At 46.1% G+C, this 13,338-nt stretch carries 9 protein-coding genes; 4 read left to right on the forward strand and 5 right to left on the reverse strand.

Annotated features, from left to right (window positions below):
• Positions 1-72: 72 nt before the first annotated feature.
• Positions 73-1,734: a beta-N-acetylhexosaminidase gene (locus ACYVD4_RS15200; RefSeq protein WP_460947073.1), complete on the reverse strand. Its 1,662-nt coding sequence runs from the start codon at positions 1,732-1,734 to the stop codon at positions 73-75.
• Between the two features lie 231 nt (positions 1,735-1,965).
• Positions 1,966-2,604: a GDSL-type esterase/lipase family protein gene (locus ACYVD4_RS15205; RefSeq protein ID WP_460947075.1), complete on the reverse strand. Its 639-nt coding sequence runs from the start codon at positions 2,602-2,604 to the stop codon at positions 1,966-1,968.
• Between the two features lie 245 nt (positions 2,605-2,849).
• On the opposite strand from ACYVD4_RS15205, the gene ACYVD4_RS15210 reads away from it, so the two are divergent.
• The 4 genes from ACYVD4_RS15210 (at position 2,850) to ACYVD4_RS15225 (ending at position 10,192) form a co-directional block, all read left to right on the forward strand.
• Positions 2,850-5,246: a TonB-dependent receptor gene (locus ACYVD4_RS15210; RefSeq protein WP_460947077.1), complete on the forward strand. Its 2,397-nt coding sequence runs from the start codon at positions 2,850-2,852 to the stop codon at positions 5,244-5,246.
• A gap of 29 nt (positions 5,247-5,275) precedes the next feature.
• Entirely contained in the window at positions 5,276-6,493 is a 1,218-nt protein-coding gene (locus ACYVD4_RS15215; protein WP_460947079.1) for a DUF4374 domain-containing protein, read from the forward strand.
• 116 nt (positions 6,494-6,609) lie between these two features.
• On the forward strand, positions 6,610-7,761 hold the full coding sequence (locus tag ACYVD4_RS15220) for a PepSY-associated TM helix domain-containing protein (protein WP_460947081.1): 1,152 nt from the start codon (positions 6,610-6,612) through the stop codon (positions 7,759-7,761).
• The gene (locus ACYVD4_RS15225; protein WP_460947083.1) at positions 7,751-10,192 is read left to right on the forward strand and encodes a TonB-dependent receptor; all 2,442 of its coding nucleotides are present in this window, start codon (positions 7,751-7,753) and stop codon (positions 10,190-10,192) included. The genes ACYVD4_RS15220 and ACYVD4_RS15225 overlap by 11 nt, the downstream gene beginning before the upstream one ends.
• 54 nt (positions 10,193-10,246) lie before the next feature.
• Here ACYVD4_RS15225 and ACYVD4_RS15230 read toward each other — a convergent pair whose 3' ends face one another.
• The 3 genes from ACYVD4_RS15230 to ACYVD4_RS15240 form a co-directional block, all read right to left on the reverse strand.
• On the reverse strand, positions 10,247-11,254 hold the full coding sequence (locus ACYVD4_RS15230; RefSeq protein WP_460947085.1) for a phosphotransferase: 1,008 nt from the start codon (positions 11,252-11,254) through the stop codon (positions 10,247-10,249).
• A 32-nt stretch (positions 11,255-11,286) separates the two neighbouring features.
• Positions 11,287-12,162 carry an AraC family transcriptional regulator gene (locus ACYVD4_RS15235; RefSeq protein ID WP_460947087.1) on the reverse strand — a complete coding sequence of 292 codons (876 nt, stop codon included), beginning with the start codon at positions 12,160-12,162 and terminating at the stop codon, positions 11,287-11,289.
• A 222-nt stretch (positions 12,163-12,384) separates the two neighbouring features.
• A complete protein-coding gene (locus ACYVD4_RS15240) occupies positions 12,385-13,302 on the reverse strand; it encodes a restriction endonuclease (RefSeq protein ID WP_460947089.1) in 918 nt (305 codons plus the stop codon).
• Between the last annotated feature and the right edge of the window lie 36 nt (positions 13,303-13,338).

Raw genomic sequence — 13,338 nt, forward strand, 5'->3', positions numbered from 1 at the left:
AGCAACAAACCCGAACATAAAAAACCTCTGACAAAGGTCGAAACTTTGTCAGAGGTGATTGTTACGTAGCAGTTACTTTTTAGCGGTTTCTTTCGGCCAGACGTAGTCGAATTTATTATTGATAGGCGCGCCAAAGTAATTGACCTTCAGATAATCGAGCCGTTTATTATGAATGGCAAGCCGTTGCTTGAAATCATCCAGATTTTTGCTTTCGCCGGGCGTCCAAGCGGTTTCGGCAACGGCAATCAGACGCGGGAAAGCCATATATTCAACGTAGTGCGCAGTCGGTAAATATTCCGACCAGACGTTGGCCTGTACGCCCAGTACGTGCTTTGCCTGCTCGGCAGTTAAACTATCTGTTACTGATGGATTGAAGCTGTACACTTTTTCGAGCGGTAACAAACCGCCAATGGCTACAGGCTGCGTTTTGGGGTCAGTCTGATAATAATCAAGGTAACAATACGTATTGGGAGTCATCACTACGTCGTGATTCTGCCGGGCCGAGGCAATGCCGCCGTTAACACCCCGCCAGCTCATAACCGTAGCGTTAGGCGATAAACCGCCCTCCAGAATTTCATCCCAACCAATAATCCGGCGGCCTTTCGACGTAACAAATTTGTCGATACGCTGAATGAAATAACTCTGAAGCTCGTGCTCGTCTTTCAGCCCTTTTTGCTTCATCAGTTCCTGACAAAACTTGCTTTGTTTCCACTCTTTCTTAGGGCATTCATCGCCACCGATGTGAATGTATTTGCTCGGAAAAATGTCCATCACTTCCGACAGTACGTTCTCTAGGAACGTAAAGGTTTCTTCGCGCGGAAACAGTACGTGATCGTGCACGCCCCACGTATTCGAAACCGGAGCAACCTGATCGGGGTTGGCGCCCAATTCGGGATATACCGATAACACCGCAACGGAATGGCCCGGCATTTCGATTTCGGGAATCACTGTGATGAATCGCTCTTTCGCGTATTTCACAATCTCGTGGGCATCATCCTGCGTGTAAAAACCGCCATAGGGTTTGTCGTCATATTTACGATCACGGTAATGCCCTACCATCGTCGACGGGCGTATCGATGCGTATTTGGTCAGTTCGGGGTATTTTTTGATTTCGATGCGCCAGCCCTGATCTTCGGTCAAGTGCCAATGAAACACATTCATTTTGTGAAGCGCCAGCAGATCGATGTATCGTTTTACAAACTCAACCGAATAAAAATAACGGCCGGCGTCGAGCATCGACCCGCGATAGCCATAACGAGGTTTATCTTCAATGGCACAGGCTGGTACCGCCCACGTAACACCATCGACTTTCGTTGGACTGAAAACCGCAGCAGGCATCAGTTGCAGCAACGATTGAACCCCGTAGAAATAACCCTGTGGTTTCTCGGCCGAAATCACGATTTGTTTAGCCGAAACGGTCAGTGTGTACCCTTCTTCGCCTAATTTCCCTCCACTGGCTGGTACAAACGAAATGCCTTTCCCGGACGTACCATTTTTAACCGTTACTGCCGAACCAGTTGCGTTTGTAAGCTGATCGGCCAATAATTGCGCAACCCGGCGCACTTCCGGATCATTCCCTGCTACGTTAATAATCGGTTTTGCCGGTAATACGTAAGCTCCGCTACGTGGCTCTAACTGAGTGGGTTTTGGCAGTATAGCGTAGCTGGCCGTCTGTGCGTGGAGAGCCTCTATAACATATCCAAAGACCAATAAGCTGACAATCAGTTTTTTCATGGAAAAGAGTTATGCGTTTAGTCCACAAAGCTACGTGTTGTTCGAGTCGGGCAAACGTTAAACCAAAGCCTATACCCTCAAAAATCTTTATATCCTACGCCGTTTGGCTCAGAGTAAATAACTGATTTTAAGGCAAAATACGGCTCCGTTGGCAGAATAGCCCTATGCTATCCGTTTAGGATATTGCTGCGAAAACGTTTGCGCATTTTCAGTATTTTTTTGTCGAAACCACTACTTCAAATACGGTTTCAACACTTTGGCCCAGCGTTCGTAACCCGCCGGAAGCATATGCAAACTGTCGGACTTAAATAATTCAGGCACTGGCTGACCAGATTTTGTAAGCATAACCGGGCGAATATCAACGAAATCAGCTTTTTTCTGTTTGGCCAGAAACTGCTGAATCAGCCTATTCGCAGCATCCATTTCGGCGAAGTATTTCCGTCGCGACGGACTGGGTTTGAGCGCAATAAATACGAACGGCACATCCGGCAATTTCTTGCGAACATGCTGGAACAACGTAACGAAACGCTCGTAGGTTTGCTGGCCGGTTACGCCCATTGCTACGTCGTTTTCGCCCGCATAAAGCACAACCTGTTTAGGGTTATACGGAATAATAACGCGGTCGGCATAATGAATCACATCATTGAGGGTTGAGCCGCCGAAACCACGCTGTAATATGGTTTTATTCGGGAAATAGTTATCCAGATTTTCCCAGAGCCGGATAGATGAGCTACCAGTAAACACGATTGGTCTTTGAGGAGGTGGCGTTGTCCGGTCAGTTTTTTCAAAAGCCTGAATTTCACCTTCAAATCGATTCTCCTGAGCAAAGGTGCAGAACGGCAGCAGCAACAATAGTAAGTAACGTAGCATGTAGAGGCAGATGGTTTTTGAACAAAAGCCATAAACAGCTTCAAACTCATGCTCTATTGCCAAATGATACCAAACTATCAGTCAATTGAACCATAAATAGACGGATCAAAACGAGAAAGAATGCGCTTCTGCTACGTCTGGCTTACCTATTAAATCAAACTATTTCTCTTTTTTTCTCTTCGTCACCTTCGGGAAGCTGGCCGTGATGCTACTACCTAGTTGATATATCATTTTCATATCAACTGATGCAATCTGCCAAACCAGTACGTTCCCATTTAGTAATCATTTTCTGGTTCCTCTCGATTTCCGCTTTCGGGCAGAACGTAGCAGAGCTTTCGGGTTATGTAAAAACCGAATCAGACGTAGCGATTCCCGGCGCTACAATTGCCATTAAAAATACGTCGTTCGGCACTACGTGCAATGCTAACGGGTTCTATTCGTTCGAATCACTCAAGCCCGGAAATTACACGATCAGCATTTCAGCGGTAGGCTACCATCCTACTTCTAAGGAAGTTACCGTAAAATCACACCAAAAGCTGACCAGCAATTTTCGGTTAACGGAAAACCAGCAAAACCTCAGCGAAGTCAGTGTTTTTGGCAAAACCGAAACCCAGCAGGTAAAAGAACAAGCTTTCGCGGTCAACGCGATTGAAACCAAACAATTTGCCAATACCACCGCCGATCTGAACCAGATTTTGAACCGTAGTACCGGCGTTCGTATCCGCGAACAGGGCGGTCTGGGTTCCAATTTCAACTTTTCGATCAATGGACTTTCAGGGCGAGCGGTAAAGTATTTTATCGACGGTGTACCGCTCGAAATTCTGGGTAGTTCGGTTTCGCTCAACACGATTCCGGTCAATCTGGCCGAACGTATCGAGGTTTATAAAGGCGTTGTTCCGGTGCAGCTTGGTTCCGATGCTATGGGTGGCGCCGTAAACGTAATCACGAATCAGAATCAACGTAATTATCTGGATATCAGCCATAGTTACGGCTCATTCAATACGCATCGCTCAGCACTGACGGGGCAGTACGTTCATAAGCCAACAGGCATTACCATTAAAGCCAGCGGTTTCTACAACTACTCCGACAACAACTACAAAATGAAGGGGGTCGAAATCCTCGAAGGTGGTCAACGGGTTGGTAATGAAATCAAAGACTTGTCTGGTGCTTCGTTCGTTACAGCCGATGCACGCCGGTTTCACGACCGCTTTAGCTCCGGCATGGGGCAGGTAGAAGTTGGAATTTCAAATAAACGCTGGGCCGACGTCCTGTATCTAGGGCTTGGATATTCAGCTGGTCAGCAGCAATTGCAAACCGGTTTCGAACAAACCATTGTTTACGGCAACGTAACGCGTAAAAGCAATACCACCACAGCCACGCTACGCTACAAAAAGAGCGATCTATTCGTAAAAGGACTTGATTTTAATCTGTTTGCGTCGCGCTCAAAAGACACCTACATCACCGCCGATACGTTGTTCCGGCAATATTACTGGGATGGTTTCTGGACAGTCAAAGCCGCCAGCGAAATGGGTGGTATCAGGTCGTTGTCGTACATCATTCGCCCCAGAAATTTTGTCCGGGCCAACCTGAGCTATGTATTGAATGACCAGCATTCATTCAACCTCAATTACACCCTGGATAATCTTATAAACGAGAACTACAATTCGCTGCTGACGTCTGGCGACGATATGCCGGGCACGATGAACAAGCAGATTCTCGGCTTTGCCTATCAGCAGGAATTCCTCGACAAACGACTGACCAATACGTTCTTTGTCAAATATTACGGGCTAGGTTTAGCTCGTAACAAATGGATCGATCAGAGCTATCAGACGCTGACAAACCAGTTTAATCTGTTTGGTTATGGCGTAGCATCGCGCTTTAAAATTCTGCCTGACTTAGGCGTTAAGTTGTCGCTGGAACGGGCGTATCGGTTGCAGGAAGTTGAGGAAGTTTTTGGCGATGGTCTGAACGTACAACCCAACCCCGACCTCAAACCAGAAAACAGCTACAATGCCAATCTGGGCGGTTATTACGGACTACGTATCAACAAACACCGATTCTTCCTCGAAGCCTCCGGCTTCTATCGCGATGCACAGGACTTCATCTATCCCGTTCCCGACCAACGGTCGAAAGCGTTGAAAAACGAAAATAAATCAAGTGTACTGGTTACTGGTTTTGAAACCGAATTCCGCTACGATTACGCTGACCTGCTTTCGTTCAACATCAACGCTACGTATCAGAGTGCGGTCAATATGACCAAGTTTGGCAGCACTAGTTCCATTACGTACGAAGCCACTTACAAAAACAAGATTCCGAATCAGCCCTGGCTTTTTGGCAACGCGAACCTGAGTCTGGGGAAAAACAACGTATTCGGAAACGGTACGCGTCTGCAATTCAACTGGTACACCCAATACGTTCACTGGTTCTATTTGACCTGGGCGGCTTTCGGAAATGTAAACGGCAAATCGACCATTCCCGACCAGTTGATTCACAACGCTACGTTGAGTTACTCTTTCCAGAACGGTCGCTATAATATTTCGGGTGAGTGCCGCAACCTGACCGATGCATTGGCGTTCGACAATTTCCGTCTACAAAAACCCGGACGCGCCTTCTCGGTAAAACTCCGCTATTTCCTTAAGTAAATCCATCTAGTTCTCTCAAAGCCAAATCAATGAAACGCTTTATTAATTTCTCCGTTAAAACAGTTTTCACCGTCCTGATCGCTTTCGGACTGAACGCCTGTAGCAGTGACAACGTAACGCCACCAACGCAGGAAGCAGGTACGTATTCGGCTGTAGTAGCCGTAGGGGCATGGCCTAATATTGCCTATTACATTGCCGATATTCCGTCGCTGACTTCCGGCACAATCAGCCTGCAAGGAAATGGCGCCGAAATGACCGGCAAAGTCTATGCACAGGACATTATTCAGAAAAACGGCTTTTACTATCACGCCAATTTTGGCAGTGGTCGGTTAGGAAAATACCACGTTGCCAACGGTGCTGTTGTGGTCGATAAAGAAGTGCCATTTACGCACCTCAACTGGAGTTCGTATGCGTGGGTTGACGACCAGACGCTGGTGATTTTTGGCACGGGCGATAACGGTGGCAAAGATGAAGGTCGTTACGCAATTATTAAAGTCGCCGACATGACCGTCACGACTGGAAAACTGGCTTTACAGGCATTCCCAACTGGTTTCACTACGTATTCAATGGGTTTTGCCGAATACCGCGCAGGCAAGCTGTTTCTGGGGTACAGCTTTGGCTCGAGCGACTGGTCGAACTATCCGATCATGCCCGTTTCACAACAGTTTAACGTAGCGGTAATCAACTATTCTACGATGGCCGTTGAAAGCAACATCAACGACATTCGCACGACCAATCCGGGCGGCCCGATGGTGTATGCGCCTTCTTCGTTTCAGGACGAAAACGGCGACATTTATTTCATGAGCGACCCCGTTGCTAATTACGATTACAAATCGCCATCGGCGGTTTACCGGATCAAAAACGGCAGCACTACGTTAGATCCGACGTATTATTTCGACTTCTCATCGAAAGTGAACATGGAAATGGGAGCCGCTATGTGGTACGTTGGTAACGGCAAAGCTATTGTTCGTACACGCGTAGCTGGTCAATCTATCGACGCCGATCATTCGTTCTCCGTCATCGATGTTAAAACCGGTACGTTCGTTAAAAAACTGGCTCTACCCGCCGACAAAGGCGAACGCATGGTGCAGGCTGTTATCGTTGAAAATGGTAAAGCGTATATCGCTGTCAATGCTGCTGATAAAGATTACATATGGGAGTACGACGTAGCCGCCGACAAACTGACACAAGGCACCGAATTCGTTGGCGGTATCAACTTCATACTACGTCTCGAAAAAACGAAATAACCTTTTGCGGATCACCCCTCCCCCGTAGGGAGACGGTCGGCCGCTGCCGGACTTAAAAACGACCGCAGACAAGCCCCTCCCTACGGGGGAGGGGTTGGGGTGGGGTATAAATAATCATGCAGATTCTGAAAAAAATTAATGCCTGGCTCCATTTATGGCTCGGTCTGGCATCAGGAATTGTCGTTTTCGTTGTGTCGGTAACGGGTTGTATTCTCGTCTTCGAACAGGAACTAAAACCTTTAACGCAACCTTGGCAAAATGCCGAACGACCTGCCAATGCTGTTTACCTGACGCCGTCGGAAATTCAGCAGAAAATGAAAACTGCTTTTCCCGATAAAAAGACGTTAAGCCTTTGGTATCAGGGACATGGCCGCACCGTAAAAGTTACGCTGGACTCCGATTCAACGATTTTTGCCAATCCGTATACGGGCGCCGTGGTGGGTGTGGTCGATCACGAAGATTTCTTCCGATTCATTCTGGATGGGCACGTTGGCTTATGGATTGAAGGCGAAGTGGGTCATCAGATTGTAGCCTGGGCTACCCTGATTTTTTTCGTTTTGCTCATCACCGGGCTTATTTTGTGGTGGCCAAAAAAGTGGAACAAAAGCAATAAAGAGAAAGCGTTTACCATCAAATGGAAAGCGAAATTTAAGCGGGTCAACTATGATCTGCACAATGTACTAGGCTTTTATTCGCTGATTCCGGTGCTGGTCATTACCCTTACCGGGCTCATTATGGGGTTTACCTGGATCAATAAGGGCGTTTACTGGCTCGCGTCGGGTGGCGCAGAACCAGCCCCTTACCAACGCGCATTTTCAGATACGACACAGATAGCTTCAGTACCTACGCTGGTCAATGTAGACCGGGCGTTTAAGAAAGGAATGGACGAGTTGGGGGTTTATAATAAAGATGCCATTATTGTTGCCATTCCGCAGAAACCAGCCGATGCTATTTACGTTTGCACCGACATGTATCAAGGCGACTGGCGCGATATTTTCCTTGATCAATACACATTAAAGCAGTTGCCATCGTCTGATGTTCAACGAGATCAGCTCAACTTTGCCGACTGGCTTCGTCGCTCGAATTATACGTTGCACGTTGGGGCCATTGGCGATATGACTACCAAAATTATCTACTTCATCGCTAGTTTGATTTGCGCCAGCCTCCCAATTACTGGTTTTTATATCTGGTGGGGCCGCCGTGGATTCGGCCGACGAAAAAAAACCAAATCGGCTCCACGTAAAATAGCTGTCCGTTATGAATTATAAGTACCTGCTTTCGCTCATTGCCTTCCTCTTTTTCATCAACCAAACTTCTTCCGAAGCCCAAAAAACTTCACCGTATTTAATCAAAGGCAGTCTTATTGATTCGGCGAATCAGAAGCCTATTGAATTTGCAACCATTGGTATCCTGAATTCAGAAAATAAAGTAATAGCCCTCACCTATTCCGACGAAAGTGGGGCCTTTAAATCAGCCGATATTTCAGCCGGTTCGTACAGTTTGAATCTGTCGTTTGTTGGCTATGCGCCAAAAACAATTTCGTTTTCCGTTTCGCCAGAATCGCCCGTTGTTGACCTTAAAACCATCTATCTCAAGTCGGAAGCGAAACAGTTATCTGCTGTTACCGTAACGGCTACACGTCAGTTGGTTGAGCAACAGCCGGGTATGTTGATTTACAATGCCGAAAAAGACATTAGCAATACGGGCGGAACAGCCGCCGACGTACTACGTAAAGCGCCCGTTCTGAATGTCGATGCCGCCGGGAACGTAACGATGCGTGGCAATCGAAACCTGCGCATTCTCATCAATGGAAAATACTCGGGGCAAATGGCACGTAACGCGGCCGACGCCCTGAACATGATGCCCGCCAATTCAATCAAATCCGTTGAAGTTATTACCAGTCCATCAGCCCGTTACGATGCCGAAGGAGCCGCTGGAGTGATAAATATTATTACCAAAAAAGGCCAGCAGAACGTGAGCGGTACGGTGGAAGTGGTGGCGAGTAATCTGGAACAGGCTGTAAACCCACGGATTTCTGTCAATCGCGAAAAATGGAATTTTAACTCTACCCTTCACATTCACCGAATCTGGAGCGTGGAAAAAAACGATCTGAGCCGCACAACGTTTGAAAATGGCGTACCAACCGGACGTATTCAGCAGAACGTATCACGCAACAATGGTAAGCCGCACGGTTCGGGGGATTTGCAATTCGAATTCCTACCGAACGAATCCAATACGTTCAATTTTTCGGTGAATGGCTGGCTCGGCAACTGGCCCGATAACAGCGAGCAGCATACACAACGTTTTTCGGCCAATGGTTCGCTGCTGGAAGATTTTCGACAGAACGTACTGACGAATTCGCCAACGCGCGGCATCGACCTCAATCTGGGCTACACGCATAAGTTCAAGAAACCGGGTGAGGAACTTTACCTGATGGCGCAGCACAACAACGCCGTTGATAAGTACAACTACGATGCCCGCCAGACAAGCTCGGATCAATCACTGCTTTACCGCGAATTGAACGATAATAACAATGCCAAACAGGAGTGGACGTTTCAGGGTGACTACATTCTGCCGTTTGCGAAAGACAATAAGCATGCCTGGGAAAGCGGAGCCAAAGTAATTCTGCGCCACAACAGCAGCGATTATCTGGTGCAGGCCAGCAGTGATGCCAGTCCTTCCCAACTCACAACGATTGCGGCACGTAGCGATCTGTTCACCTATACGCAAAATGTGTTTGCGGGATATAGCCAGCTTAAATTCAAATGGCAGGGTGGCTGGTCGTTGCACGCAGGTGCCCGTATGGAAGGAACGTATCTGAAAGGAAACCAGCGAAACCAGAATGCTACGTTCAGCAATAATTTCTGGAATCTTGTTCCGAGCGCTACGTTGTTTAAAAAACTGAATGCCAACAACAACCTGACACTGAGCTACACCAAGCGAATTTCGCGACCTTCGATCTGGGATCTGAATCCAAATGTATACGCGCAGGACCCCAAAAACATCGAAACAGGAAACCCGTTGCTACGTCCTGAAGAAGTAAATCAGGTTGAGTTTACGTACGCGCTGCAAACCGATTCCGACTTCTTCCTGAATGCTTCGCTTTTTGGCCGACAAACAACCAATTCCATCGAAAGTATTATCCGGATTTCGGCGTCGGGCGTAGCCACCACGACCAAGCAAAACCTAGCCTCAAATAGCCAATATGGACTTAATCTATCCACATCGTTCAACGTAATGCCGGGCTGGAAAGTCAACAGCAACGCTAACCTTCGTCATGCCCAATACCAGAGTGGCGCACTGGCGATCAGCAACAGCGGTATGGCCTGGGGCATCAACGCAAACAGTAGCTGGAAACTTCCCAACAATTTTAGCGTTCAGGCTTACGCCGATTATGATGCCCGAAGCGTTACGTTGCAGGGCTACGAAGGCTACTGGTTTTATTACAGTTTCTCGGCCAAGAAAGAAATACCAGCGTCGAAATTGGCGGTTACGCTCACCACTGTCAGCCCGTTTGGCAGCTACATCGGCCAGACGCATTTCACTCGTGGCAGCGACTTCGAAACTACGATACGTAATCAATACTTAATGCGTTCGATACGTCTCTCGCTCAACTGGGAGTTTGGGAGCATGTTTAAAGCAAGCAACAGTCGTAAAATCAACAACGACGACCAAAAGAATTCCAAAGGTGGTGGATGATAAAAAAAGCCTGATACAACTCAGGCTTTTCCTTTTAGAACACTACGTATCTTACTAGTTACTAACCGATTCAGAGGCCGATAGATTATTAAAATCGAACCAGCGTTTGATACGTAGATTGATGAAACGCTTTAAATACATTTCGTTCAGAAATACATTCGACCAGTTATCGAATCGTTCGCACTGTACGCCGACGTAAAAGAAATAAATGCTCTCAGCCAGCATGGGCAACAATCGTTTCTCCTCATCGCTGATTGGCGTAATCGACTCGTAGCCATGCAAGAAACTTTCCTTCTTTTTATAGAATTCTGCTACGTCGGTTTCGGTGCTATGAATCTGTAAGATGTAGTAAGCGATATCCATACAAAGAAGCCCAGTGCCACAGAAGTCGAAATCGAAAAGCGTGACTGTACCATCGTTAGCAATGTTCAGATTATCGAACCAGATATCCAGATGCACCACGCCAGTCCGCGTTTTCGAATAATCGATAGCAGCAAACTGATCCAGCAAATAGCGTTGTGTCGACAGCATAAACTGCATTTCGGACGTATCGGCAGGCAGAAACGGCTTTAGCTTTTCTATCGGATCGACCAGCAATACCTCCGGCATATACGTAACGCGGTCGATGTCCAGATTGGCTGTAACCTGGTGGAAACGTGCCATAATCTGGCCTATTTTATAATGCAGTTCTTCCGGAAATGTCAAGAGTTTTTCACCTTCCGCAAAGGAAAACATAACGCCAAACCGTTCACCTTCCGGGGCATTTATCGTCTGAATATAGTGTCCCCTCCTATCCTTCAGCGGATAAGAAACTGGTATTCCCTTTTCATTGACCCATTTCAGCAAACCAACTTCTTCACTGATTTCGTTGAGCGTTCGCCAGTTGAGGCTATAGACCCGGAAAACCGCTTTAGATTCGCCATCAGTAATCAAATAGGAATGGTTTATACCCGCTTTTACTAACTGACACGTAGCGTTCTGACTAAATCCGTATTTCTCACGTAAAAACTGAGCTAAATGTGTTGTCGACAGAATCGAAGACGAAACAGGGAATACTTCCATAAAGGCGTAACAAGATGCGCCAATGCGCTATTTTACAGAATCTCTTTCCCGAAAACCTTCCGGTACTGCATCGGGCTTTTCCCCATAATCTGGCGAAAGTACTTATTAAAACCAGACGATTGATTGAAGCCACATTCAAAACAAATCTGACTTATACTCAACGTACTATCGATAAGCAATTTACAGGCATGATGCACACGTAATTCGAGCAGAAACTGTGAGTACGATTTTCTGCTCCGAAGTTTAAAATAACGGCAGAACGAGTTTACACTAAGGCTTGCTACGTTCGCAATTTCTTCCAGTGAAATTTTACGTTGAAAATTGGCGATGGAATAGGCATAGATTCGGTTGATCCGGTCTGTATCGCCTTCATCGAAATGGCTGGGATAATCAATGGTCGACAAAACGTCGATTTCATCGGATTGAGCCAGCAGCATCAGGGTTTGCAGTAATGAAACCATCCGCTCCGGTCCCGACTCCGCCAGCATTCTCGCCAATATCGTTTTTAACTGCTGACTGGTTTGTCCGTAAATCCGTAACCCCTGTTTAGCCAACTCCAGCAGCTTAACCAATGGCCTATTTTCGGGCAATTGCAGAAACGTATCACCCCAGAAATCGGACCGAAAATGAACAACCGTCGATTTAGCAAAGAAATCGCTCTGATGGTCAAAATACGCTTTATCGCATCGCCAGTAGTGCGGTAGGTTTGCACCAATCAGCAACGTATCGCCTGCCTGAAAATTTCGAATACTATCGCCAATAAACTGCGTACCGTTTCCCGCTTCTATGTGCAGCAACTCTAATTCGGGATGATAATGCCAGCGGTTATAGAAATAAGGGACAACATCCTGACGGACGCTAAAGGAACATTCGGATGCAATAGGTATTTTCAGTAGTTGCGGTTTCATACCAATATGTTAGCAACTGGCTTCCACACCTATCTGATTTGTTGCCAAAATAATGGCAAAACTAGCCAACAAAATGCAATTTCATCACTAAAACATTCTATTTTTTTGTATACGATTACTAGATAATTGATTATGCTTAAAGCTCACAGCGTTTTATCATAGGTTGGTATTCAGCAAAGCATCACCAGTTTGCGTGATTGCTTTCTTAGTTTATTTCTATTTTCATTCATTACTAAAGTAATCGTTATCTAACCGCTTTACTTCAAACGTTTGTTGTAAAGCAACGCCTAAATTATAGTCAATCATTAGCTGGGCTAACTGTTCTCCGTCAATTAATACAATCTTGGTTTCATTACGAGGCATATAATCAAGAGCTTCCCGCGTAAATGACGACGTAGTGATAAAGACACCCTTTTTCGCTCCCTGACCAGCTAAGGCACCAATAAATTTATGTATCTCGGGACGACCTACTACATTACCGGGCTTCCAGCGTTTAGCCTGAATGTAGATAATGTCCAACCCAAGCTTATCTTCTTTAATTGTACCATCTATCCCTTCATCTCCACTTTTACCCACTGCTTTTCCCGCGTCTTTGATGGAACCACCGTATCCCATTCGAACAAGCAGTTCAACAACAAGCTTTTCGAAGAAAGCTGGGGACAAATTAATTACTCTGTCAATTAACTCTATAGCAAGTGCTTTTCTAATACTAAAGTAAGATGATTCTAATGTTTCTTCTGGCGTTTGCTGAAGTACTACTATAGATTCTGAATCAGGTTCTCCTGTTTCCTGTTTTTTAGTGCTTTGAAACTCCAGAAATTCTGGGTACTGCCGAAGAAAAGCTACGTTTATTTGCTTTGGTTTTTGATATAATACCTTTTTACCTCGCTCAGTAATAGTAATAATGCCACGTTTGGGCGAATCAAGAAGGCCCGATTTTTTTAGATATGTTCGTGCCCATCCTACGCGATTACCAAAAAGAAATGTCTGACCACTAGGAAGTAATTCAGCGCGTTCTTCATCTGTTAACTTAAAATGGTTGCCTAACGTATCTACAAGATCTGACACCTTATATTCTTTTCCGTCCTCCACAGATTTGAGCAACGGTAACATAATACTCTGATAATCGGGAACAGGCATAAATAAGAAATATGGGTACCTTAAATAAATTAGGGC

This window comes from Spirosoma daeguense, assembly GCF_054776875.1.